The 23,987-nt window shown below is 37.6% G+C and carries 22 protein-coding genes, 5 pseudogenes, 1 CRISPR repeat array and 1 riboswitch; of the genes and pseudogenes, 23 read left to right on the top strand and 4 right to left on the bottom strand.

Annotated features, from left to right (window positions below; translation table 11 throughout):
* Positions 1-164: 164 nt before the first annotated feature.
* From MAQA_RS02145 to MAQA_RS02050, 22 genes and pseudogenes are all read left to right on the top strand, one after another.
* Entirely contained in the window at positions 165-572 is a 408-nt protein-coding gene (locus MAQA_RS02145) for a hypothetical protein (protein ID WP_036070831.1), read from the top strand.
* Positions 573-706: 134 nt separating this feature from the next.
* Positions 707-919 (top strand): hypothetical protein, encoded by a 213-nt coding sequence (locus MAQA_RS02140; RefSeq protein ID WP_036070829.1) that lies wholly within the window; start codon positions 707-709, stop codon positions 917-919.
* A 1,066-nt stretch (positions 920-1,985) separates the two neighbouring features.
* Positions 1,986-2,249, top strand: coding sequence for a DUF3267 domain-containing protein (locus tag MAQA_RS16545; protein ID WP_077913527.1), 264 nt, complete (start codon positions 1,986-1,988; stop codon positions 2,247-2,249).
* Between the two features lie 87 nt (positions 2,250-2,336).
* Positions 2,337-2,903 carry a hypothetical protein gene (locus MAQA_RS02135; RefSeq protein ID WP_036070826.1) on the top strand — a complete coding sequence of 189 codons (567 nt, stop codon included), beginning with the start codon at positions 2,337-2,339 and terminating at the stop codon, positions 2,901-2,903.
* Between the two features lie 349 nt (positions 2,904-3,252).
* A CRISPR array of direct repeats spans positions 3,253-3,684; the repeat unit is 36 nt; unit sequence GTTTTGGAACCATTCAGAATAACATACCTCTAAAAC.
* A 247-nt stretch (positions 3,685-3,931) separates the two neighbouring features.
* Complete coding sequence (locus tag MAQA_RS02130) at positions 3,932-4,114, top strand: hypothetical protein (protein WP_036070823.1); 183 nt, start codon at positions 3,932-3,934, stop codon at positions 4,112-4,114.
* A gap of 126 nt (positions 4,115-4,240) precedes the next feature.
* The gene (gene cas9 / locus MAQA_RS16755; RefSeq protein ID WP_479481410.1) at positions 4,241-5,413 is read left to right on the top strand and encodes a type II CRISPR RNA-guided endonuclease Cas9; all 1,173 of its coding nucleotides are present in this window, start codon (positions 4,241-4,243) and stop codon (positions 5,411-5,413) included.
* Positions 5,331-7,544: a type II CRISPR RNA-guided endonuclease Cas9 gene (cas9, locus tag MAQA_RS16750; RefSeq protein ID WP_479481409.1), complete on the top strand. Its 2,214-nt coding sequence runs from the start codon at positions 5,331-5,333 to the stop codon at positions 7,542-7,544. The genes cas9 (MAQA_RS16755) and cas9 (MAQA_RS16750) overlap by 83 nt, the downstream gene beginning before the upstream one ends.
* Entirely contained in the window at positions 7,483-8,043 is a 561-nt protein-coding gene (locus MAQA_RS16745) for a Cas9 endonuclease PAM-interacting domain-containing protein (protein ID WP_036070821.1), read from the top strand. Before cas9 (MAQA_RS16750) ends, MAQA_RS16745 begins: the two co-directional genes overlap by 62 nt.
* Positions 8,018-8,245, top strand: coding sequence for a Cas9 endonuclease PAM-interacting domain-containing protein (locus MAQA_RS16740; RefSeq protein ID WP_036070818.1), 228 nt, complete (start codon positions 8,018-8,020; stop codon positions 8,243-8,245). Before MAQA_RS16745 ends, MAQA_RS16740 begins: the two co-directional genes overlap by 26 nt.
* Positions 8,246-9,118 (top strand): type II CRISPR-associated endonuclease Cas1, encoded by an 873-nt coding sequence (gene cas1, locus MAQA_RS02110; RefSeq protein WP_036070814.1) that lies wholly within the window; start codon positions 8,246-8,248, stop codon positions 9,116-9,118.
* A 26-nt stretch (positions 9,119-9,144) separates the two neighbouring features.
* A complete protein-coding gene (cas2, locus tag MAQA_RS02105; protein WP_241463019.1) occupies positions 9,145-9,447 on the top strand; it encodes a CRISPR-associated endonuclease Cas2 in 303 nt (100 codons plus the stop codon).
* Positions 9,447-10,112 (top strand): type II-A CRISPR-associated protein Csn2, encoded by a 666-nt coding sequence (gene csn2, locus MAQA_RS02100; protein WP_036070811.1) that lies wholly within the window; start codon positions 9,447-9,449, stop codon positions 10,110-10,112. Before cas2 ends, csn2 begins: the two co-directional genes overlap by 1 nt.
* Before the next feature lie 582 nt (positions 10,113-10,694).
* Positions 10,695-11,048 carry an arsenate reductase family protein gene (locus tag MAQA_RS02095; RefSeq protein WP_036071030.1) on the top strand — a complete coding sequence of 118 codons (354 nt, stop codon included), beginning with the start codon at positions 10,695-10,697 and terminating at the stop codon, positions 11,046-11,048.
* A gap of 48 nt (positions 11,049-11,096) precedes the next feature.
* The gene (gcvH, locus tag MAQA_RS02090; RefSeq protein ID WP_036071028.1) at positions 11,097-11,480 is read left to right on the top strand and encodes a glycine cleavage system protein GcvH; all 384 of its coding nucleotides are present in this window, start codon (positions 11,097-11,099) and stop codon (positions 11,478-11,480) included.
* A 67-nt stretch (positions 11,481-11,547) separates the two neighbouring features.
* Positions 11,548-11,856 carry a thioredoxin family protein gene (locus tag MAQA_RS02085; RefSeq protein WP_036070808.1) on the top strand — a complete coding sequence of 103 codons (309 nt, stop codon included), beginning with the start codon at positions 11,548-11,550 and terminating at the stop codon, positions 11,854-11,856.
* A gap of 140 nt (positions 11,857-11,996) precedes the next feature.
* A pseudogene (locus tag MAQA_RS02080) lies at positions 11,997-12,861 on the top strand (cation diffusion facilitator family transporter).
* 100 nt (positions 12,862-12,961) lie between these two features.
* On the top strand, positions 12,962-13,654 hold the full coding sequence (locus tag MAQA_RS02075; RefSeq protein WP_036070804.1) for a response regulator transcription factor: 693 nt from the start codon (positions 12,962-12,964) through the stop codon (positions 13,652-13,654).
* Positions 13,638-14,787, top strand: a pseudogene (locus tag MAQA_RS02070) (sensor histidine kinase). Before MAQA_RS02075 ends, MAQA_RS02070 begins: the two are co-directional and overlap by 17 nt.
* Positions 14,788-14,860: 73 nt before the next feature.
* Positions 14,861-15,055: a hypothetical protein gene (locus MAQA_RS02065; protein WP_036070801.1), complete on the top strand. Its 195-nt coding sequence runs from the start codon at positions 14,861-14,863 to the stop codon at positions 15,053-15,055.
* 80 nt (positions 15,056-15,135) lie between these two features.
* Positions 15,136-15,243, top strand: a riboswitch (SAM riboswitch).
* Positions 15,244-15,324: 81 nt separating this feature from the next.
* Positions 15,325-16,348: pseudogene (locus MAQA_RS02060) on the top strand (methionine ABC transporter ATP-binding protein).
* A complete protein-coding gene (locus tag MAQA_RS02055; protein ID WP_036070799.1) occupies positions 16,345-17,010 on the top strand; it encodes a methionine ABC transporter permease in 666 nt (221 codons plus the stop codon). Before MAQA_RS02060 ends, MAQA_RS02055 begins: the two are co-directional and overlap by 4 nt.
* A gap of 17 nt (positions 17,011-17,027) precedes the next feature.
* Positions 17,028-17,857: pseudogene (locus MAQA_RS02050) on the top strand (MetQ/NlpA family ABC transporter substrate-binding protein).
* Between the two features lie 138 nt (positions 17,858-17,995).
* Here the strand turns inward: MAQA_RS02050 and MAQA_RS02045 are convergent.
* Together MAQA_RS02045 and MAQA_RS15110 are read right to left on the bottom strand one after the other, a co-directional pair.
* Entirely contained in the window at positions 17,996-19,051 is a 1,056-nt protein-coding gene (locus MAQA_RS02045; protein ID WP_036070797.1) for an Lmo2079 family surface lipoprotein, read from the bottom strand.
* A 208-nt stretch (positions 19,052-19,259) separates the two neighbouring features.
* Positions 19,260-20,224, bottom strand: a pseudogene (locus MAQA_RS15110) (helix-turn-helix transcriptional regulator).
* A gap of 109 nt (positions 20,225-20,333) precedes the next feature.
* Between MAQA_RS15110 and MAQA_RS02035 the strand changes: the two are divergent.
* Complete coding sequence (locus tag MAQA_RS02035; RefSeq protein WP_036070796.1) at positions 20,334-20,813, top strand: GyrI-like domain-containing protein; 480 nt, start codon at positions 20,334-20,336, stop codon at positions 20,811-20,813.
* An 84-nt stretch (positions 20,814-20,897) separates the two neighbouring features.
* Here MAQA_RS02035 and MAQA_RS15990 read toward each other — a convergent pair whose 3' ends face one another.
* Both MAQA_RS15990 and MAQA_RS02025 read right to left on the bottom strand, forming a co-directional pair.
* A complete protein-coding gene (locus MAQA_RS15990) occupies positions 20,898-21,248 on the bottom strand; it encodes a MucBP domain-containing protein (protein WP_036070795.1) in 351 nt (116 codons plus the stop codon).
* Positions 21,211-23,616 carry a family 20 glycosylhydrolase gene (locus MAQA_RS02025; protein WP_052008406.1) on the bottom strand — a complete coding sequence of 802 codons (2,406 nt, stop codon included), beginning with the start codon at positions 23,614-23,616 and terminating at the stop codon, positions 21,211-21,213. Before MAQA_RS02025 ends, MAQA_RS15990 begins: the two co-directional genes overlap by 38 nt.
* Between the last annotated feature and the right edge of the window lie 371 nt (positions 23,617-23,987).

Raw genomic sequence — 23,987 nt, 5'->3', positions numbered from 1 at the left:
TTAATGTCATGGAAACATGAAGGAAAAAATAATCTCTTCGGTTAAAAAAATAATTGATATGAATAAAAGTTTTCCAAATTTAATCGTGTTTGGTAATAGTAAATTTCATTTTTTCTTTGAAGAGGTTGAAGTTGTGTATTTAGAAGAAAAAGTTTTTTTGGCAGATGGTTAAGGACATTTGCCAAAAAACGAATGATTCTGTAGTTTATCTTATTACTAGACAGACAATAAAAAAAGGTTTATTGAGATGGAATGACGAGCTTAAAGTTAAAAATGAAATTCATATAAATATGACGACAGAAGAGCTAAGGTCTCTAGTTGATTTTGAACAGATGATGGATGACTTTCCACTTCTCTGGTTTTATATTTATTTTCCTTCTGAAAAAGCAATCATTGTTGTTGATGAGTATATTGAACTAGCGATGCTGGGTTTGGAAAAGAGTATCCAAATAGAAATACCTTGGTATGCGGCAGACAAGGTGTTTGAAGTGGAAGGAATGGATATGTCTGGAAAATTTTCGAAAAATTTTCAGAGAAAAATAATATATAACTACAATAATTCCGAAGCTTAATAGAAGTTTATTGATAGTATTCATATTTTACGAAGTAAATATGAATGCGGTAGTTATGAACTTGAACAAGGTGTATTTACGTCGTATAACCCAGATCTAGGAGAGCGGCTTTAAAAGGAGCAGGAAGTGGGTTAATGTGGACAGGTGTTGGCAGAATATTTGGTGTGGGCTCCAAGCTAAGAATGGGAATGAAAGTATATCGTAAAAAGAGTATAAAGCCCATATATTCAACAGCGAAGAAAAACTATAAACGCTTAGTGAAAAAACCTAAAAAGCAATTATCAAGAAGTCCAGGAAAAAGAAGCGAAAAAATATTAAAAAAAATAAAGAAAAACGAAAATGACTAAATTTGATAAAAAATACACAAATAAGGCATAAAAGAGCTTTGAGAAGGAGTTCAAACGTAGTTAGAAGACATTATTAGTTTAATAGTAAGTAGCTGTTTATATTCAGAATTATGGAGGAGTCTTTTATAAATCAAGTTTTGTAAAGGAATTACTAGTAAATATATTATTCTGAATGAAACAAGTAAAAGATGTTAGCGAGGAATAAAAATGAGTAAGAAACTTGATTCTAAATTGAGTATTTCTTTAATATGTATAGCCATCCTCTTGATAATTATTGTGCATTTGATTTTTAAAAACCACAATGACAACCATTTTTTTTATCAGTTGGCTTAGGGTTACAAACTTTATTCATTATTGCTCAATGTGAAAGTCTATTGGAACAGAGTGGACAAAAAAAGACTAGAGTAGGTAAAGTTTTACAGTATGTACTGATCTTTTTATTTATTTGTACATTATTAGCTTCATATTTATTGTATTGAGAAAGAGGTGTTTAATATATTATTAGTTGTTTCCGTTACAATTAATTTGCTTATAATTATCTGTTTAAGAGAAATAAAAAAAAAGGAAAATCACTGGCTTTTTATTGATGGTAGGTCTTTTATTGTGTGGCATATCATTTCTAATGTATATATTTATTACAATTTATCTAGGGCTTTTAGGTTTAGGCAACAGCTAAGTGATAAATGTGAATTTTGAGATCTAATAAAAAAAGACTTGATTCTAGGGATAGATATACTAGAGTCAAGTTTTTCTAAAGATTCAGAAAGTAGGAAGCAGTATGAAATTGAAAAAAGAAATCAATTTGATAAACGACAAAAAATTTATTAAAAACTAGATTGGATGGCTTTGGAGATTACGATCGCCTTTATTGTGATATTTCAGCTTCTTTCAATGATAGCTTCTCCAAAATTATCACGATTTTGGGATTTTCACTTTAGTGTTATTTTTTGATCACTGTGCTCTTTTTTATTTTTTATCGCTACTCATTCATGAAGGGATACATGGTTTGTTTTTCAAGCTGTTTAGTGAAACAGGCAGCAAGGTGATATTCGGATAGAAAAATGGATTGCTTTATGCTAGCAGCCCAAATTCTTTTTATTCAAGAAATCAATTTATCTGGATTTCTATCGCACCATTTTTCTTTATTACAAGTATTCTAACTATACTGTTCTTTTTAGGTTGGCTTCCTCAAGAAGTTTACGTTATTTTGGCCACCGTCCACGGAAGCGGCTGTGTGGGTGACTTTTATTGGTGCTATTTGTTAGTAAAAGAACCAAAAACAGTTAAGGTGGAAGACACCGAAGAGGGTTTTCGAATATATGAAAGCTAACTAGTCATTTTTCTGTGAGCTTGAAATATACGAAACGGCAACTAAATATCTATAGAAAAAATAATAATTATGAAAAGGGGAATAAAATTGAGTACAAAATTTATTTACAAAGCTTTAATGGAATGTCAAAACGAAAAACACTTAACAGCGCTATATTTAGGAGATGATTTTGAAAGTTATAATGCCGGCTATATTGAAGCAGTAACGGAAAATGATGTTCTTTTCCGTGCGCGACGGCAAGATGGGATTTTAGAAGGATGGATCGCTGTCCCTATTGAAGCGATTAATAAAATTGAGATGGGTACGAGTGATTTAAAGGCAGTTGAAGTTTATGGTCAGTCGTTGAATGAGATTTATGAGGAAACTTTTTTTAAGGGCGATACGCCAAAACGCAAACATTCGATTATGGAGATTGTTTCTGATTATTTGCTTCATTCTGGAGAAGTCACTACGATTGAGTTGCTTTGCGGGGAAGAATACTTAAATGGAATCGTTGTGGAAGATGATCTTTTTGGACTTAAATTAGAAGTTTATACGGATGAAGGTTCGTCTGATGGCGTAGCATGGATAAAAAAAGAGGATATCACAGGAATTCGCTTTGGTGGGAAATCTGAAAAGATCATTAAAAACTTCATGACTTCGGAAGGAAAATAATAAATATTTTATTTAAATCGTGTGAATAAGGAAAACCGTTTTGTTGGAGCATAGAAATGACTTTTAAGGTAATGACGCAGCAAGTCGCTTTTGAATTGCTTGAAAAATATTGGTACAAATGGGAGAAAAAGGAGAATAAAATTGAGCTTTTTTAAGAAAAAAAATAGCAACTAACGTCTTGGTTAATAAAAAAATATTTGAATACCCAGAATTTCCATTGTATTCGCTGAGGCATGATGTTTGGAACGGTGAATAGGAGGAAAGAAAGATAGAACGCACAGATTCTGTGCGTTCTATCAGAATAACATACCTCTAAAACTGCAATACAAGCATTGCATCAACAGAATCTGTTTTGGAACCATTCAGAATAACATACCTCTAAAACCAATATTTTAAAGAAGCACAAGATGGACGAGTTTTGGAACCATTCAGAATAACATACCTCTAAAACATGGCGGAGTAAAGGACGAAGCGTTAAGCCGTTTTGGAACCATTCAGAATAACATACCTCTAAAACGCGCGACAGGTGTTTCAGAGCTGAAAGAATGTTTTGGAACCATTCAGAATAACATACCTCTAAAACACGTCAGTCATAAAGGAGGCGTCGCGATCTGTTTTGGAACCATTCAGAATAACATACCTCTAAAACACGTCAGTCATAAAGGAGGCGTCGCGATCTGTTTTGGAACCATTCAGAATAACATACCTCTAAAACGCTTATGCACGTCAAGCAGTTGTTTCTCAAGTTTTGGAACCATTCAGAATAACATACCTCTAAAACCTCGGAAGTTTTCCAACGTTTCGTAATCGCAGTACTCGTACCTAGCAGAACTTCTATTCTGATGGTTCTTTTTCATCTTTTTTTTGTCAAGGATTGTTTCATTAAAATATGTAAATAAAGTTATGATTCTAAAGGCTATATTTCTCTTCTATTATACCAAATTCTCATTGCTAAAAATAAACTTTTCTAAAATAGTACAAAGCTTTGAAAAATTAAATGGAAAGGAAATATCTAGGCGGAGCTTGCTATGAAAGATAAGCTTGCCATAGTTTTCCGTAAGTTTGGGCATGAAAAAAGCGCCGAGAACAGCGCTACTTTAAAAGTTGGTTACGGACAAAGCCTTATTTTAACTTGCTATGTTATTCTGAATAATTCCAACAAGCTCATTGTATCAAATTTAATTTTTTTTGGCAATAGAAATGTTGAATAAATATCTAGATAGTATATAATTAAGTCAGAATTAATGAACAACTTTTGGTGAATAGGAGGCGTAGCTAGCTACGTGGTTGCGCGCTGCCGAAACAGAAATTTATTTTAAAAGAAAAGAGGCATCGAGATGAAAGATTATTCAATTAGTATGGATATTGGGACAAACAGTGTTGGCTGGGCAGTTTTAACGGAAGACTATAACCTTATAAGACGTAGAATGAAAGTTTCTGGTATGGCAAGTAAAGCGAGTGTGAAGAAAAATTTTTGGGGTGTTCGTTTGTTTGACGCTGGGCAAGTAGCGATGGATACACGGCTAAAACGGACAACTCGTCGTAGATTGCGTCGTCGAAAGAATCGTTTGAATTATTTGCAAGAAATTTTTGGCCCAGAAATGAACAAAGTAGATGAAAACTTTTTCGCACGACTGGATGAGAGTTATTTAGTTGTGGATGATAAAAAGAATGAAAGACACCCCATTTTTGGGACAATTGAAGAAGAATTGAGTTACCACCATGATTTTCCGACGATTTATCATCTTCGGAGGTCACTCGCAGATTCGGTAGATAAAGCAGATTTACGGTTGATTTATTTGGCTCTGGCGCACATTGTCAAATTTCGAGGGCATTTTTTGATTGAAGGGGATTTGAATTTGGAAAATACGTCAATCAAAAAAGCGTTTCATGATTTTATGAAATGTTATTATGATGATTTATCTGATTCTAGTGATGAAATGTCTGATGATGCCCAAGTAGAAGCCATTTTGAAGGATAAATTATCAAGATCGCGAAAAGCCGACGAATTGCTGAAACTATTTCCTGGTGAAAAATCGAATGGGCTATTGAATCAGTTTTTTAAATTGATGGTTGGCAATCAAGGGAATTTCAAATCGATTTTTAAATTAGATGAAGATGCTAAAATTCAATTTTCAAAGGAAACCTATGATGAAGACTTGGAAGAGTTGCTTGGACGTATTGGGGATGACTATGTCGAACTTTTTGCTGCGGCTAAGAATGTTTATGATGCGATGGAACTCGCGAACATTTTGACGGTCAATGACCGTGCAACAAGAGCTAAGTTGTCAAGTGCGATGGTGAAACGCTTTGATGAGCACAAAGCAGATTTAGCGACATTGAAAAAGTTTGTAAAAACGCATTTGCCTGATGAATATGAAACATTTTTTGTAGATGCAAAACAAGATGGTTATGCAGGATACATTGATGGCGGGACGACTCAGGCGGAATTTTACACCTTTTTTAAAGAAAAAACTAAGTGGACTTGCGGGAGCTCAGTTGTTTCTTGAAAAGATCGAACAAGAAGATTTTTTGAGGAAACAGCGGACATTCGATAATGGGGTCATTCCACACCAGATTCACTTGAAAGAGTTGCAGGCGATTATCAAGCAACAAGCGGCTTATTATCCTTTCTTGGCGGAGAATCAGGAGAAAATTGAATCACTTGTTACGTTTAGGATTCCTTATTATGTCGGTCCTTTGGCGAAAGATAACAGTCGATTCGCTTGGTTAGAGCGTACGACAGATGCGGCAATTCGTCCGTGGAATTTACAAGAAAACATTGATGTGGCGAATTCGGCAGTGAAATTCATCGAAAAAATGACGAATTTTGATACATATTTGCCGGAAGAAAAGGTACTGCCAAAACATAGCATGATCTATGAAAAATATATGGTTTATAATGAATTAACGAAGGTTTCCTATACGGATGATCGGGGAATTGTACAAAATTTTAATGGACAAGAAAAGCTGGCTATTTTTAATCGATTGTTTAAGGTTGAGCGCAAGGTAACTCGGAAAATGCTTGAAAATTATTTGAGCAATGTCTTTGGCTTAGAGAGTCCTGAAGTGAACGGGATTGAAACCTCCTTCAATGCTTCGCTCAAGTCCTATCATGATTTTATCAAATTGGGGATTTCTGAAGAGCTTTTAAATGATCCAAAAAATGAAGAAATGTTTGAAGAGATTGTTAAAATTTTGACTGTTTTTGAAGATCGCAAGATGATTCAAGCGCAATTAAGTAAGTATTCGGATCTTCTTTCAAAAGAAATTCTGAAAAAATTGGAGCGACGTCATTATACGGGATGGGGACGCTTTTCTAAAAAACTACTGGTCGGCATTCGCGATAAACAGTCGCAAAAAACGATTTTGGATTTTTTGATGAGTGATGATGGAGTTAAGAAAAATAGAAATCGAAACTTGATGCAACTCATTTCGGATAAGGATTTAAGCTTTAAGGAAATCATTGAAAAAGCAAGCGTTGACATATCTGCGGGAATTGATGAAATTGTTCAAGGATTACCAGGAAGTCCTGCTATTAAAAAAGGAATTTTGCAAAGCTTGAAAATCGTGCAAGAGTTAGTAGGGATTATGGGGTACGCGCCAAAAAATATTGTGATCGAAATGGCCCGCGAAACTCAAACGACAGCACGAGGAAGGAATAGTTCCAAACCCCGGTTGAAAAAATTAGAAGAAGCAATTCGCGAACTTAAAAGTGATATTTTAAAAGAAGATCCGGTGACAAATGCAGATTTGCAAGATGATCGTTTGTATTTGTACTACTTACAAAACGGAAGAGATATGTATACAGGTAAACCACTAGATATACATAAGCTCTCACAATACGACATCGATCATATTGTTCCACAGAGCTTTATAACAGATAATTCGCTTGATAATCGTGTGCTAGTAACTTCTGCTGGAAACCGTGGGAAATCAGATGATGTTCCTAGTATAGATGTAGTTAGGAATAGAAAGGTTTTCTGGAACTCACTTCATCGTGCGAAATTAATTAGTGATAAAAAATTAAATAATTTAACCAAAGCAGAACGTGGGGGATTGACAGAACGTGATAAGCTGGGCTTCATCAAACGTCAGCTTGTTGAAACGAGACAAATTACTAAAAATGTTGCGGGTATTCTTCATCAACAATTTAATGCAGAAAAAGATTCAGAGGGGAAGACCATTTTTAAAACTCAAATTATCACGTTGAAATCAGCATTAACTAGTCGTTTTCGACAAATGACTAAGCTATATAAGGTTAGAGAAATCAATGATTATCATCACGCACATGATGCTTATCTAAACGGTGTAGTAGCGAATGCTTTATTAAAGGTCTATCCAAAGCTTGCCCCAGAGTTTGTTTATGGAGATTACCATAAATTTGACCTTTTCAAAGATAATAAAGCAACAGAGAAAACTCGATTTTACTCGAATATTATGCGCTTTTTTGATACAGATAGAAGAGCCGATGAAAATGGTGAAATCGTTTGGCATAAAGAACGAGATATCAAGACGATCAAAAAAGTTTTAGGCTACCACCAAATGAATATTGTCAAAAAAGTTGAAGTGCAAACGGGTGGTTTTTCTAAAGAATCGATTTTGCCAAAAGGGCCTTCAAAAAAAACTAATTCCGCGTAAAAATGGATGGGATACAACGAAATATGGTGGTTTTGACAGTCCGATTGTGGCTTATTCGATCTTGCTTTCTCATGAAAAAGGAAAAAGCCGAAAAGTTACGCAAGAAATTTTAGGAATTACGATTATGGAACGAACAGCATTTGAAAAAGACGCCGCGCGCTTTTTGGAAAGTAAGGGATACGTTAGTCCAACTGTGCAACTGAAATTGCCTAAATATGCGCTTTATGAATTTGAAGATGGTCGGCGTCGTTTGCTGGCTAGTGCCGGTGAGGCACAAAAAGGAAATCAAATGATTCTGCCTAATCATTTAGTTGAATTGTTATATCACGCGAAAATTAGTACGGGCAATTCGACTGAAAAAGATAACAGTTTAAAATATGTGGAAGAGCATAAAGAGAGCTTTTCTGAGGTTTTGGTAGCAGTCAGTGAATTTGCCAAGAAATACACATTAGCTCATAAGCGATTAGAGCAGGTTGAAGAGTTGTACGAAAAAAAATAAAGATGCTTCTGCCCAAGAAATAGCGGCTTCGTTTGTTAACTTGATGCAACTCAATAAAATGGGTGCTCCAGCCAGTTTTGAGTTTTTTGGTAAAAAAATTGATCGTCACCGTTACACAAGCACAGCTGAGTTACTAAAAGCAACAATTGTTTATCAGTCTATAACAGGATTGTATGAAACAAGAAAGCGAGTGGATGAATAAATGGGTTGGCGCACGATCATTGTGAATCAGCATTCGAAATTAGCCTATAAAAATAACCATTTTATTTACCGAACATCTGGTAATCAAGAGTTAATTCATCTTTCAGAAATAGACGTTTTATTACTAGAAACGACTGATATTACGATAACAACAATGTTATTAAAAAGGTTGGTAGATGAAAATATTTTAGTTCTTTTTTGCGATGATAAGCGTTTGCCGATCGCTAAATTGCAACCTTTTTATGGTCGACATGATAGCAGTTTACAATTGACAAAGCAAATGGTTTGGAAAGATGCTGATAAAGCAGAGGTTTGGACAAAAATTATCTCCCAGAAAATTTTAAATCAAAAGCAGCACCTTGAACAACTTGAAAAATACGAAAAAGCTGAGTCACTGATGGAACTTCATAATTGTTTGGAACTGTTTGATCCCACGAATCGTGAGGGACACGCGGCGCGAATTTATTTTAATAGTCTTTTCGGAAATGATTTTACTAGAGAAGAAGAATTACCTATTAATGCTGGTTTGGATTATGGGTATACGCTACTAATGAGTATGTTTGCTAGAGAAATTGTAAAATCTGGTTGCCTTACACAACTAGGGTTAAAGCATGCTAATCAATTCAATGATTTTAATCTAGCGAGCGACATTATGGAACCTTTCCGCCCGTTAGTCGATCAAATTGTCTATGAAAATAGGAAAGAGGAATTTTTAGTTATAAAGCGAAGACTATTTGAATTATTTACAAATAATTATCTTTATAATGGTCATAATATGTTCTTAACCAATATAGTGAGTGATTATACAAAGAAAGTGATTAAAGCACTGAATGGAGAAGTGGGAACAGAAAGGATTCCTGAATTTGGGATATGAGCTATCGCTATATGAGGATGATTTTGATGTTTGATATGCCAACTGAAACTGCTGAAGAGAGAAAAGCGTACAGAAAGTTCCGTAAGTTTCTAATAAACGAAGGGTTTATTATGCATCAGTTTTCCGTTTACAGTAAAATTTTATTAAACAATACTGCTAATACTGCAATGGTAAGTCGATTAAAGCAAAATACGCCCAAAAAAAGGTTTGATTACGTTGCTTACGGTCACAGAAAAACAATTTTCAAGAATGCTTTATTTAAGTGGCGTACAAGATGTGAGTGTTGCAAATACAGACGCAAGGATAATTTTTTTAGGGGAGGATTATGATGAATCTTAATTTTCCGTTGCTCGATGAACCAGTTAAAATCTTTGCTGGTACCTTGCTTGTGGTAGAAGATGTAAAGGTGTTTTCGAGTATTATACAGAAGCTTTATCAATATGAAGAAGCGAATGATTTGAAATTGTTTGATGATAAATATCAAGCCCTGAAATCTTCTGAGTTAATGCTGATCACTGATGTTTTGGGGTTCGATGTCAATTCACCTACCGTTTTAAAGCTCATTTATTCTGATTTGGAAAAGCAGTTAAATGAAAAACCAGAAGTGAAGTCGATGATTGATAAGTTAACGTCTACAATTAGTGAACTCATTGGTTATGAACTATTAGAGCATGAACTTGATTTAGAAGGTGATGAAATAACCATTTTAGAGTTATTTAAGTCTCTTGGAATCAAGATTGAAACACAAAGCGACACGATTTTTGAAAAGCTTATGGAGATTCTTCAAGTCTATAAATATTTATCCAAGAAAAAACTTTTAGTTTTAATAAATATTTGCTCGTATTTAACAAAAACAGAAATAGTGGAGATTCTGGAGTATATTTCATTAAATAGTGTTGAGGTATTGATCATTGAGCCGAGAAGGGTTGATGGGTGTATTCAATATATTTTGGATGAAGATTACTTTTTAAGCACTGAGGATTTAGTCGAGTGAATAGACAACTTGAATAGCAGTCGATGTTTCTAAGAAGTCAAGAAAGAGTATGTTCTTTGAAAGCGGAAATATGAAAAAGGAACCATTAGAATTGAAGTCCTTGCTAGGGACGAGTAGCGCGATTACGAAATATCGGAAAAAACTTTCCGAGGTTTTAGAGCTGTGTTATTCTGAATGGTTCCAAAACTTACTTTAACGTCTCCACTGATTATTTACTGTTTTAGAGCTGTGTTATTCTGAATGGTTCCAAAACAAACGGTATACTATTCATTTTTGCGTAGCTGTTTTAGAGCTGTGTTATTCCAAACAAATTCAAGCCGCTTGCTGCATTTGCCTATTTGCACCTGAAGCAAGCGGTTTTCCAATAAAATAAGAATTTTGTTCCGCAAATGTGTCGTTTTTTTTAAACAAAGAGTCAAAAAAAAGCATTTTTTTGTATGCGCTTACTGCGTTGGTATTGCTTTCGTATAGGAGTCGTGGTAAGATGATTACTGTAGCGCAGAGATACTGTTTTTTTAGTTGTGCTTTCCTTCAAAATATTCTATGATAGAAAGTGAATAGAGTATGAAGGGAGCAACTGATATGATTGATTTTTACTGGTATCCAAAATGTTCAACTTGCCGGAAAGCGAAAGCTTGGCTTGATGAAAATCAAGTGAAGTATAATCAAATTGATTTGGTTGAAACGCCGCCAACTGAGGAAAAGCTAAAAGCACTTTGGCAAAAAAGTGGTTTGCCACTGCGTCGTTTCTTTAACACAAGTGGAATTAAATATCGCGAGCTCGGTCTTAAAGACAAACTTGAGGATATGCCGGAGGATGAAGCGTTCAAGCTGCTTGCTTCTGATGGGAAACTCATCAAGCGCCCGCTTACAACGGACGGAACTAAGGTAACACTCGGCTTTAAAGAACAAGAATTTGAAGCTGATTGGAAATAATTTAGCGTATCAGGAAAGAGAGAAAAAGGAGGAATTTTTAAAATGGCTGTGAATATACCAGAAACTTTAAAGTACTCAAGTGACGATGAATGGGTGAAAAAAGACGGCGATACATATCTGATCGGAATCACGGATTTTGCACAAGATCAGTTAGGGGACATTGTATTCGTTGAGCTTCCTGAAGTTGGCGATGAATTTGACAAAGATGGTGGATACGGAAGTGTTGAATCGGTTAAAACGGTTTCTGATCTTCTTGCACCGATCGCTTGTAAAGTCGTTGAAGTGAATCCGGCTCTTGAAGATGCACCGGAAACACTAAATAGCGATCCATACGGCGAAGGCTGGATTTTGAAAGTAGAAGCAACAAATGAAGCAGATTTAGATGAACTGCTTTCAAGTGGAGATTACCAAAAACGCGTTGATGAAGCGTAAGTAATAGACAGCAAAAACCGGTTCCTTTCGTGGAGCCGGTTTTTCTTAAGTGGAAAGGGGAACGAAAATGCTTGCTTTTGGAAAACAGGAACTTGAAGCCGTCCTTGAAGAAAAACGGGATCAGCTTCTCTTTTTTTATACACCGATGTGCGGCGGGTGTCAGGTTGCTCGTGAAATGATTGAACTCGTGTTAAAAGGGGAGGCGGGGCTTCAAATCGCCGAAATTGACCTTAACTATATCCCAGATTATGCGAGTCAATTTGAAATTGAATCGGTTCCTGCGCTTGTCGCGATTCGAAATGGCGAGCTTATCGCTAAGCGCTATGAAATCAATAATGTGATGGATGTCTTTGAATTCACTTCCAAATTTGCCTAAAGGAAAAACTTTTTCCTTCTCGATATAGAGCTGAACACTACTAAAAAGATTGCTGTAGACCCAAAGCGGCAGGCTGTGATAAGATAACTACGGCAAAAAGTTCTGGGGGTTTGAAATGGAAGCAAGTCATGTAGAAAAACATAAAAAATTTAACGATTCTTTCGGTGATAAGTAACTTTGTGATTGTTGTTTTGAAATTGATTATTGGTTTCTTAACGGGATCAGTCGCTGTTATTTCAGAGGGGATCCATTCATCAATGGATTTATTTGCCTCCATCATCACTTTTTTTTTCGCTCCGGATTTCTGGGCGCCCGGCCGATGAGGATCATCCTTACGGGCATGGTAAAGCGGAAAATATCGCGGGGACAATTGAAACGTTGCTGATTTTTGTAGCGGGGATTTGGATCATCACAGAGTCCATCGACAAGTTTTTTAATCCGCATGAAATTAGACTGCCGATGCTTGGAATCGGGGTTATGGTGCTTGGCGCACTCATCAATTTTGTCGTTTCTCGCATCATTAAACGGGCTGCAGATAAGGCGAACTCAGTTGCGATGAAATCGAATGCGCTTCATCTATATACGGATGTGTTCACTTCGCTTGGGATTGCGTTCAGTTTGCTCTTAGTTCATTTGACGGGTTGGCTGTTTCTGGATCCGATTATTGCCATTTTAACGGCGATCTATATCATGTATGAAGCCTTTAAATTGCTGAAGGAGTCTTTCCCGCCGCTTATGGATCAAAGGTTATCACGCAAAGAAGAAGCGGAAATCAAACGGATTATTTTAGCGCATCAAGATGAGTTTATTGAATTTCACGATTTTCGCTCGCGGCGTGCTGGGGCAGAAGAATATATTGATTTTCATCTGGTCGTGCCATCCGAGATGACGATCGAGACGGCGCATACGCTTTGCAATGAAATTGAAAAAGAAATTTATGACTTTTACTCGAAAGCACAGGTTTTGATTCATCTTGAGCCAGAGGAAGAGCGCATTTATAGTTAAAGGAAAAGTTTAATTTTTACTAAAGAAATCTGATTCGGATTTCTTTTTTTCTTGGAGTGGTGATACAATGAGACTAACAAATTAGAGGAGCGATCTTAATATGACAGCCATCTTAATTGCGGATGATGATAAAGAAATTGTAGATTTGGTGCAACTCTATCTTCAAAATGAAGGCTATGAGATTTATCAGGCTTATGACGGGGAAAGAGTTTTAGAACTTGTGAATGAGCGGGAATTCTCGCTTGTGATTTTAGATATCATGATGCCGAAACTAGACGGGCTTGAGGTTTGTCGCAGAATGCGAAGCGATGGGATTTTAACTCCGATTTTGATGCTGAGCGCGAAAGCAGAGGATAATGACAAGATCATGGGCTTACTTACAGGGGCGGATGATTACATGATAAAACCTTTTAACCCGCTAGAACTTTCGGTACGGGTGAAGGCGATTTTGCGACGCATCAAGCAAATGCAACAAGGCGCCAAGCCGGAAAGTCAGCATCTCGTGATTGGCCCGATTGAAATTAACCGCGATCAACATATTGTGACGGTTTCTGGAAGTGAACTGCATTTAACGACTTCAGAGTTTGATATTCTCTACTTGCTTGCAAGTGAACCTGGGCGGGTCTTTAGCTCGGAATATATTTTCGAAAAGATTTGGCAGGAGCAAGCTTTTGGAGCAAGCAAGACGGTCATGGTTCACATTAGTAACTTGCGTGATAAAATGCGGGTTGCGATGGGTGGCGAGAATGTCATCAAAACGATTTGGGGAGTAGGATATAAAATTGAAATTTAAACGTTGGTTGAAACATGTGATGCACGTGATGCGACCGTGGCAAATTATTTTTATTTGCGATTTTATCTTGGTTTATAGCTTCATTTGCCCTTCAAACCATTTATTTATGGTTGCTTTCGATTCGTGATGATTCGGTGGTTTTGCGTGGCTTAAATGATTCGTTCATTGACTTGTTTGGGCGCGGAAAATATAACAATATTGTAGAATCTCCCACTTTGATTCTTGCGAAATATGTGTTGCTAATTTTTATGGCGTGGTTTGTTTTTTATCTTTTCTACCGGTTTATGCGCGGGCGGGCGCTGAAAAATCAGCTTCGGACGATTAATTTTGCGCTTGGTACTGACAGGGCGGTGGATACGTCGAGCCTTGTTCCAGAAATCCGCGAACTGGAGACGAATATCGAGAAGATGCGTGCTCGGCAGAAAAATTTGATGGAGCAGGAGCAGGAAGCGCAGCAAGCGAAAAATGATTTGATTACGAATGTCTCACATGATTTGCGCACGCCGCTTACGTCGATTCTTGGCTATTTGAGTTATATTCACGATGATCGTTACCGCGATGAAGTGGAGCTCAAATATTATACGGACCTAGTCTACGATAAGGCGCGCCATTTGCATAAGTTGATTGATGACTTATTTTCGTATACGCGACTTGAAAGCCCGGATTATTTGCTTGCGAAAGACCGGCTTGATATGGTTGAACTTTTGCGACAGCTCGTTTTGGAGTTTGACGGATTGGCGCGGGAAAAAGGAACGGAAATTGTGGAGCTTTATCAGGCGGAAAATTTGCTTGTAAATGGGGATGGCAATCAAATTATGCGGCTGTTTGAAAACTTGTTTTCAAACGCGCTTCGCTATGGCAGTGATAGCGGAAAAATTGAAGTTGCGGCTCGCGAGGAAGGGGACTGGGCGGTGATCGATGTGACAAATTTCGGAGAAGAAATTCCGGCGCTTGATTTGCCTCATTTGTTTGAGCGGTTTTACAAAGTGGATAAAAATCGGACGACAACGGGGACGGGGCTTGGGCTTGCGATTTCGAAGTCGATTGTGGAACGTCACGGCGGTCTTGTGACAGCGACAAGCAAAAACCGGAAGACGACTTTTACGGTAAAATTACCGCTACTCAATCTTTAAACTTTCTTATCTTTTTCTTTCTTTGCGATTTAGTTTGGAAAGGTAAACTAGAATGCATGAGGGGGAGAAAGTGATGACCAAGAAAAACCTGACGATTCTTGCGGTTGCGATTTTAACGGTCTTGGCAGTTTTTTATTTTGTAAGTCAAACGGTTGTTCAGCATATGTACGGTGAAATGGCTGAACAAAAGCTATCCGCCGAAAGCTTTGACGGAGGAAGCGATGCGATAAACGTTACAAATTTTACTTTCGTAGATAAAAACGTGTAATTTACTGTTGACAAACGGTTCTTCAAAATGTAAGATAAAAAAATAGAGGATAACTACAATCCAAACAAAATAGTTCCAAATTCTTATCCAGAGTGGTGGAGGGAAATGCCCTGTGAAACCCAGCAACCTAAGTGTTTTTTACTTAAGGTGCTAATTCATGCAGAACGAATGGTTCTGAAAGATGAGAAGAAAGCGAAGTTGAATTTATTCATGCCTTTCTGCTCATGCAGGAAGGCATTTTTAGTTTATGAGGGAAAAGGTGAGGCAAAATGATAACGCTCCAGAACGTAGTAAAAGATTATCTAGCACGTAAAAATCGCGTGCGTGCAGTTGATGATGTGAGCCTTGAGATTGCTGATGGCGAAATTTTCGGCGTCGTGGGCTATTCCGGGGCAGGAAAAAGTAGTTTGATCCGAATGTTTAACGGACTCGAACTACCAACTGCAGGCGATGTAATAGTGGACAACAAAAAAAATCAGTCAAATTAGAGGGCGGGAACTTAGAAAAGCGCGGCAAAAAATCGGGATGATTTTCCAGCATTTCAACTTGCTCTGGTCGCGAACAGTATTTGAAAACATTGCTTTTCCGCTTGAAATTGCCGGAGTGAAACGAGCAGAACGAAAAGAACGTGTGCAAGAATTGATTCAACTTGTAGGGCTTTCTGGGAAAGAAAATGCTTATCCATCCGAATTAAGTGGCGGTCAAAAGCAACGTGTCGGGATTGCACGAGCGCTTGCCAATGATCCAGATGTGCTACTTTGTGACGAAGCAACGAGTGCGCTTGATCCACAAACGACAGATGAAGTTTTGGATCTCTTGCTTGATATTAACAAGCGCCTTCATTTAACCATTATCGTGATTACGCATGAAATGCATGTCATTCGTAAAATCTGTAATCGAGTTGCGGTTATGGAAGCGGGGAAAGTTGTGGAGCTTGGGGATGTGCTAGAGGTTTTTAAACATCCTAAACAAAATGTTACGAAGCGCTTTATCGAACAAGTGACAGAGTCGGATGAAACAGAAGAAATCATCCACCTTTTGCTAACTAATTATTCAGAAGGCCGACTTGTGAAGTTGCTCTTTATGAGCGAGAATGCGACCCAGCCGGTTATCTCACAAGTAGCTCAAGCACATGATGTGGCTTTAAATGTCTTACATGGAAGCTTAACGCAAACACAAAACGGTGCTTACGGAACGCTTTATGTGCAGATTCAAGGCGCAGACGAAGAAATTGAAAAGACGATTGAGTCGCTACGTGCGGCGAAAGTAGAAACGGAAGTGATTGAAGGATGAACGCATTTTTTAGCGATATTGACTGGACAGCTATGTGGGGTTACACGAAAGACACCTTGTACATGACGATTATTTCGCTGATTGCCGTCTTTGTCCTCGGCATTTTGCTTGGTCTCTTGCTGTTTTTAACGAACCACAAACAAAATATTTTTGCAAGAATGTTATATTGGGTGACGGCGGTCCTTGTGAATGTATTCCGCTCAATTCCCTTTATCATTTTAATCGTCTTACTTCTTCCGGTTACAAGCGCCGTGATTGGGACGATCATTGGCCCGAAAGCCGCGTTACCAGCTTTGATTATTTCAGCAGCTCCCTTCTATGCGCGTATGGTTGAAATTGCTTTCCGTGAAGTGGATAAAGGCGTGCTCGAAGCGGCAAAGGCTATGGGTGGCGGCTTATCGACCACTATTTTCAAGGTGCTTATCCCAGAAGCGTTACCAGCACTCATTTCTGGTATTACCGTTACGGCGATTTCACTTGTTGGTTTTACTGCGATGGCGGGGATCATTGGTGCCGGCGGATTAGGAAATGCCGCTTATCTGGAAGGCTTTCAACGGAACCAGCCAGAAATTACGATTGTAGCAACGATCATCATTTTAATTATTGTTTTCATTTTTCAATTCATCGGCGATTTACTTACGAAAATCGTGGATAAACGATAAAAAAGGAGCGTGTCAAAATGAAAAAAGTTTTAAGTGCATTATTTGTTTTTAGTTTAGTTTTAGTCCTTGCAGCTTGTGGCGGGAACGCTGACAAGAAAGGTTCGGGAGACAGTAAGGAATTAGTTGTTGGAGCTTCGAATACTCCGCATGCGGAAATTTTAGAGCAAGCCAAACCGATTTTGAAAAAAGAAGGGATCAACCTTAAAATTGTAACGTATCAAGATTATGTACTTCCAAACAAAGCTCTAGAAGAAGGCGAAATTGATGCAAACTATTTCCAACATAAACCGTACTTAGAATTAGAAGAAAAAAGAAAAAAGGCTATAAATTTGCGGATGTAGGCGCGATTCATATTGAACCAATGGGGATTTATTCGAAGAAAGTGAAAAGCTTGAAGGATTTAAAAGATGGCGCACAAATCTTGCTATCGAATAGTAAATCTGACTGGCCTCGTGTGATTGGCATTTTCGTTGATGAAGGGCTCTTAACACTAAAAGATGGTGTGAAGCCTGAGGATGCGACGTTTGACGATATTAAAGACAATCCGAAGCATTTGAAATTTAAATATGATTTAGATCCAGCTTACTTGATGACGGCATACAATCATGAAGAAGGCGATGCTGTAGCAATCAACTCAAACTTTGTTGTGGATCAAAACTTGAACCCAACGAAGGATTCGATTGCGATTGAAAGTAAAGATTCACCATATGCCAACATTGTGGTAACGAAAGAATCGAATAAAAACAATAAAAACATTAAGAAACTTGTAGAAGTCCTTCATTCGAAAGAAATTCAAAACTGGATCACAGATAAATGGAAAGGCGCAGTAGTTCCAGTTGATAAATAAACGAAAATAAAAAGCGAAAAGCAGAGGAAATCCATTTTCAAATGGGGCCTTTGCTTTTCGCTTTTTTTAGGTCGATGCCAGTCTTTAAATCGAAGCAAAAACCGCCTTTTTAGGCGGTTTAGTAAATTTGAATGCGTCCTAGCGGGTTGCTTCTAAATACTTTTTCAATCCATCAGAGATAGCTTTATCCAGCTCTTTTTTATTTACGATTTTATTTTCCTCAGGCATCTTCTGTACTACTTCAAAAGGAAGTGCTTCAATGTCAGTTGAAAAGTCGAACAGCGTTTCATTTCCAGCGGCAGTACGCAAGGTTCGGATTTTTAAATCCTTGAATTTGCTATCTGCATCCTGCGCCAAGGTTAATTGTACGGATAAGTCTTCATCTTTTGCTGCCACCAGTTTTTTCATTTCAGCTTTGCTCGTTTCCTTTAAGTCACTCCAAATGCGTTTGGCTTCGGTTTTAGAAATTTCTTTTCCTGTGGATAGCAGTCGAACGGCAGCGTCATCTTTATCCCATACTTGCATCACTTCGCTCGCAAGTTCGCTCAAGTCCTGCTTGTCTAATTGAAGCGATATTTTGCGTCCTTTTTCTTGCTTAAAGTCGCTTTCATCCATTTGATTGAGGAAATCATATAAGACTTGTAGCGTTTCTTTTTCGAGTCGACGGATTTCGTTTGCTTGTTTTTCAGCTGCTACTTGGTTGATTGTGAATCCAAGTAAATTTTGCGCTGTTTCATAGAAATCAAGATATTTAGCTTTGAGTGCGGTGTTATGTGCTAAAACAAAATCGAGAATTTCTTGTCCGTCTTTACCAAAAACTTGTTTGCTGTCTTCATTTAGTTCATAAAGTGTATTAACCGGTATATAGACACGACCTGTTTTATTGTTTTGCAAGGCTTCAAAATGGAATGGAACTCTGCTTTTATAGACATTCACATCGGCAAAGGTTGTTTTTTGTTTTTCATCAATTGAAACTTTAGCAGATAGTGAATCGCCTTTTTCTAAGTTTTTAAAAAGAGCATTTTGCCCGTGATTAACAAATTCATTCATTGTAGTTTGAACATTTAAGGTATATTGTTCATTTAAACTAAATTGTCGTAATGTGGATGTAAAGTTCGATTTAGGGGAACTGCATCCAGATAACGTTGTGAAAAGCAATAAAAGAGCAAGCCCCAGACTTATTGCTTTCTTCATATAAATCTCCTCCAAAGCGGATTTGTTTCACAATTTGTTCGATTGTTACAATACAATTAGATTGTTTCAATTGTGTTACGCCACAATAAACAATAGCATAGCAAGCAAGAGATTACAATGCTTTTTGCAAAAAAAGGTTCATTTAGGGGCAGGAAATGAACCTTTTGAAAAAACTGATATAAAAAACAGCCCGTTGCAGGGCTGCTTTTTAGAAAGAAGCAATTTCGCGGGCACGCTTTCGATACACGTTTAGAAGTTCGGCTGGCATTTTTCGGATAGTTAATTCCTCCCCAAGAAAAAATAGCCAATGAACAAGTTCGCGAAGCTCTGCCTCATCATGCGTATCAATTTCTGTTTTTAAAACAGCACTCGTTTGATAAGGATCCATATAGGAAAGAGAAAATTTAAGTGGATGGTATTTTTTGAATTGACTGATAGCCTTAGCGCCGAGTTCAAGGTGCAAGTTTTCTTGTCGTGCTTTTTTTTGCTAGTTGGGCAAGTATTTTCTTTTTTGAAGGCCATTTTTTATTCTTATAACTTTGAACGGGATTAACGGATTCAATTTCATCAACGGTTTGCATTTTTTTTAGTTTCGTGATGGAAATCATAATATTCTAACCACCAAACGGATTTTTCGTTATAGAGCCGCAATGGACAAATAAGATGACTTACTCCATTTAACCAGATTTCTAAATGTTCTTCGTAGAGCGAGAGTTGGATCAACTCTTCAAGTATTGGCTGAGGCAAGTCACTTAGATCTAGCAAATCCGGATTATTAGGGTTTGTGCCCTCAAAAAATAACAATTGATTCAAGACGACGAGATCATCTTGCTGATTTTTAGAAATCAAACCCAGGAGTTTCTCGGCTAAAGATTGACGACTTCGCAAAAATGGTAGTTGCTGGTTTCGCGTCGCCATGAAAGCAACGACTAAAGCTTTAATTTCATTATCTGTAAAGCGAATGGGCGGGAGAATCGAATTGTTCATTACTGAATAACCGCCACTTCTCCCGACTTCAGCTACAAGTGGTAAGCCGATTTGCTCAATTTCTCGTAAATCACGGATCGCAGTGGAGCGAGAAATTTGAAATTCTTCCATGATTTCAGCGATAGTAAAGTGGGCGCGATTGTTGATATAACGCATGATGGTATTAATTCGTTCAACTTTTTGCATTAGAACCTCCTAAATAGTGTCATCTTTTGAAATCTTTTGTTTGTATTATAAGACTATCAAATAGAAAAGCCAACTGTTTGATGAATAGATGAGAAGGAAGGGATAAAGAATGGCAGATTACAAGCTAGAAACAAAAGATGAATTTACAGTGTTAGGGATTGGCACGGAGTTGGTTAGTGATTACCGCGATTTTGAAGGGATTAATCGTGAGAAACAAGCATTTTGGGCGACTATCAAACAAGATGGGCGGCTTGAGAAACTAAAACAAGTGGCATCAAATGCATACTTATTTGCTGTAAATGAAGCGGTTAACAATAAAATGATGTATTATGCGGGAGTTTTAACAGAAGAAAATTTATCAGATGCTACTCGAATGATTCAGTTTCCAAAAGGGGAATATGTTGTTGTAGGTGGGGAAGCAGCAACAACTGAAGAACTTAGTAACACGCTTGCTGGAATCGCTTTTGGGCAAGTCTTATCAGAAGTAGAAGGTGTTGCTTATGTAGGCGGGCCAAATGCAGTCGTTGAGATGGGCGAACGAGACGGGCGTGTTTATGGAGAAATCTGGATTCCAGTTGTGCAAAAATAACGACAAGGCATGTGTTTAATTGATTTTAATTCATAAAAAGAAGTCGCTTCAGCCCTATTTGGCTTGAAGCGACTTCTTTTTTTATTAGTGTTTGTTTTTGTGATACTGGTAGATAAATCGAACGGTTTGTTCTTTTTTAGTGAAGCTTCCTTTGACGTTCTTTGGATAACTTACTAATTTATAGCCTTTAATGCTTTTGGCTTTTGCGTGGTAACGCTCACCCACTTTACCGGTCAAAATTTTAGATGGAGCGAGTGTTTTGCCATTCTTATCTTGATAAGTGACTGTGACGTTTCCAGCACGTTCTGGTTTTTTCTCGTAAACATAAGTGATCGTTTGCGAGTGCTGTTTAAATTTACCAGAAGCTTGTCCGATGACCTTTTTAAAGCTATAGCCATCAATTTTTTTTTCGCTCTGTTTGATAGCGGTCCCCAATGTTTCCTTTTAACTGGACATCATCAAGAAGTTTGTTGCCCCGTGTGTCTTGGTAACGAACCGTTACAGTGGCTTGCTTCTGACCTGAATCTTTACCTAAATTTTCAAATAGGCGGATAGCAGTGAAAATCTTGTCATTATTGGCTGCTCGGTTCTGCTCGATTTTTGCTAAATATGTTTTTAGTTCAGCTCTTGCTTTTGTTGTCCCTTGTTGCGGATTACTATTTAGCGCTTCATTGATCGTGTTTTTAATGAAACGAACATCGTCATTTGTGTATTCAATACTTGCTGCATCTTTGTTTGCAAACGAAGTGATGACTCTTTCAAGTTCACCGAAAGATGGTTTATTACGTGTGTCGCGCCATTCTGTTGATCCCCACATGGAATTTGCAAATAAGTTGATTCGTGGATAGAGTGTTTTCGTCAAAATATATTCTGGTGCGAATCCGTTTGCATCGTCCCAAATCGGGAAGAATTGTCCTTTGCTTTGTAGTAGTTCTTGGTCAGTTAAGTTTTCAGCAGGATTGAATCCGCGAGAATAGGTGCTTGAGAACCACTCATTATAAAGTTTTTCAGGTAGCGGGCGATCGAGTTTGTCATTTTCTGGCCATAAATCGTGATACAAGTCAGAGGCTGAACCAACCACTTTATAGCCTTGGCTGATTTTTTCTTTGGCAGTAGTTGAGCCGTAAATAGTTCCAGCCCAAACGTCAACTGTGATGCGCTTATCAAGTGGAATAACTGCGTTACTATCACCAATCAAATTGTCATTCCAAACGAAGACCGTTTTGCCTTCATCTAGAAACGGTTTCGCCATTTCATTTAGGAAGAGCCTTAAAGCATCGTACTGGTCTGCATTTTGATTGCCTGATTCTTTTTGTGCCCATTTTGCAAGTTTTCCTTCAGGGTCTTCAAAATTTTTCGTTTGGAAGTATTCGTCTCCACCGATGTGGACGATATTTGAATCGAATAAATCGAATGCTTCCTTATAGAGATTAGCCATGTATTCTCTTACTTCAGGATTTGAAAAGTCAAGAGCACGTGAATCTTCACCTGGATTGAGTAGCCAATCGGCGTCAAAGTAGATTCCGTCTTGCTCAGAGTGCCCAGGAAGGTCAACTTCTGGAATAACTTCGATGTTACGAGCACGTGCATAGCGAACAAGGTCTTGAATTTCTGCTTTCGTCCAGTATCCGCCGTAAGTATCTACAAATTGGGGAGCCACTTTCGACTCGTAGCGAATTCCTTCATTATCTTTTAAACGAAGCTGCAGTTTGTTCATTTTAAGTTCTGCCATTTGATCGACCGTCTTTTTAAGCCAATCCATCGAATAATAGCGCCGTCCAGAATCGACTTGTAAGCCACGAATTTCTTGGTCGGTGTAATCTTCAACAGTTCCCGCAGGAAGCCAGTCCCGTTGTCTTAAAGCTTGAAGGAGGGTCATCGTACCATTTTGTATGCCCGTTAAGTTACTCGAATGAAGTTCTACTTTTTCCTTTGAGATATTGATTTCGTAAGCTTCTTTTCTAGAAACGGGGGTGTCGGTTTTGAGAGCATAACTAATAGGCGCTTCAGTTATGTAAATACCCGAACGCTTTTTGTGTTTGCTATTAGTAATCTTAACCGAGTAAGATTTAATTATTCCCTCTTGTTTTAACTTCTGCGCAAGTGTTTTCGCTTGGGTGAAAGTATTTTTAGAGGCATAGAAGTCCGTATGTTTTTTGTTCAGTTGAAAGGCTGGATCATCATTTTTCGTAAAGTTTTTAATAAGTGGCATCGTTATAGGAAATTCATTAGCTGTAGCTGGTTTATAGTCGATTGTTTGAGTGACAGTAGAAGGCTCTTTAGCAACTTCTTCAACTGAAAAATCATCCACGTAAAAGACACTCGCAAAATTAAAGTCTGGACTCCAGTTTGTTAGGGCAAAAAGATAAAGTTCCGTCGTGCGTGGTCCTGTTGTAATTGTGAAAGTATCTTGTTCCCATGCGTTCGATTTCGTTTTGTAATTGTGATATACGGAATTCAGTTGACCGCTTTTCCAGTTCTTACTTCCTTCTGTATCAAGCACGCCAAGTCGTATATCCGCACCGCTTTCATTGAAATAATACATCGAAATTTTATACTGCGTATTTGGTTTCACGTTTTTTACGACTTGGTTAACAGACCCTTTGCTACCATTAAATTGCCATAGCGGATATTTTGGATCTGCTTTGTCAGGCGCTTCATTCCCAATTTTTAAAGCGAAATTGCCTGAATGTACTTTCCCATTTAATGAAGTAACTCGTTCAGCTTTATACGTTTGAGTTGCATTTTTTTTCAAGCGGTCTTTCGAATCCACCGTTGCTGATAGCTGCTTTTTCTTCTGCATGCGCGTGATTAGCTCCTAAAAATAAACAAGCGGCAAATAGTGCGATAATCAAAGTTCTCTTTTTCATGTTCTCCCTTTCCCTCCTCTTATTTAAAATCCGTTTGCTAATTTCTTCGTTGTCAGTAAAACGCTTACATAAAAAATATAGCAAAAGTTTGACTTTTATGCAATAAGTTTATACTTTTTATTTTTATTTGAGAAAAAGTTCACAGTGGTTTTAAAAATATGAGTTGAAAGATTCTCAAATGTAGTTTAACGATGATAATCATTTATAAGCTAGCAATTTCGACTTTTTAATAGTAAAATGAAGGAGGTAAAACGTGCAGCGCATTTTTATTGGTTGCGATTAGATTAGAATTATACTAAACTGA

It is taken from the genome of Listeria aquatica FSL S10-1188 (genome assembly GCF_000525795.1).
Taxonomy (GTDB): domain Bacteria; phylum Bacillota; class Bacilli; order Lactobacillales; family Listeriaceae; genus Listeria; species Listeria aquatica.
The sequence above is the reverse complement of the archived record's forward strand: the minus strand, read 5'-3'. Positions and strand labels throughout refer to the sequence as shown.

Coding starts and splice junctions, on each gene's coding strand:
- MAQA_RS02095 (WP_036071030.1), top strand. CDS start 10,695: ATGATTGATTTTTACTGGTATCCAAAATGTTCAACTTGCCGGAAAGCG.
- MAQA_RS02035 (WP_036070796.1), top strand. CDS start 20,334: ATGGCAGATTACAAGCTAGAAACAAAAGATGAATTTACAGTGTTAGGG.
- MAQA_RS02055 (WP_036070799.1), top strand. CDS start 16,345: ATGAACGCATTTTTTAGCGATATTGACTGGACAGCTATGTGGGGTTAC.
- cas2 (WP_241463019.1), top strand. CDS start 9,145: ATGTTTGATATGCCAACTGAAACTGCTGAAGAGAGAAAAGCGTACAGA.
- MAQA_RS02065 (WP_036070801.1), top strand. CDS start 14,861: ATGACCAAGAAAAACCTGACGATTCTTGCGGTTGCGATTTTAACGGTC.
- csn2 (WP_036070811.1), top strand. CDS start 9,447: ATGAATCTTAATTTTCCGTTGCTCGATGAACCAGTTAAAATCTTTGCT.
- MAQA_RS02130 (WP_036070823.1), top strand. CDS start 3,932: ATGAAAGATAAGCTTGCCATAGTTTTCCGTAAGTTTGGGCATGAAAAA.
- cas9 (WP_479481409.1), top strand. CDS start 5,331: ATGGCGGGACGACTCAGGCGGAATTTTACACCTTTTTTAAAGAAAAAA.
- MAQA_RS02075 (WP_036070804.1), top strand. CDS start 12,962: ATGACAGCCATCTTAATTGCGGATGATGATAAAGAAATTGTAGATTTG.
- MAQA_RS02045 (WP_036070797.1), bottom strand. CDS start 19,051: ATGAAGAAAGCAATAAGTCTGGGGCTTGCTCTTTTATTGCTTTTCACA.
- MAQA_RS02145 (WP_036070831.1), top strand. CDS start 165: ATGGTTAAGGACATTTGCCAAAAAACGAATGATTCTGTAGTTTATCTT.
- cas1 (WP_036070814.1), top strand. CDS start 8,246: ATGGGTTGGCGCACGATCATTGTGAATCAGCATTCGAAATTAGCCTAT.
- MAQA_RS02025 (WP_052008406.1), bottom strand. CDS start 23,616: ATGCAGAAGAAAAAGCAGCTATCAGCAACGGTGGATTCGAAAGACCGC.
- MAQA_RS02085 (WP_036070808.1), top strand. CDS start 11,548: ATGCTTGCTTTTGGAAAACAGGAACTTGAAGCCGTCCTTGAAGAAAAA.
- cas9 (WP_479481410.1), top strand. CDS start 4,241: ATGAAAGATTATTCAATTAGTATGGATATTGGGACAAACAGTGTTGGC.
- MAQA_RS02140 (WP_036070829.1), top strand. CDS start 707: ATGTGGACAGGTGTTGGCAGAATATTTGGTGTGGGCTCCAAGCTAAGA.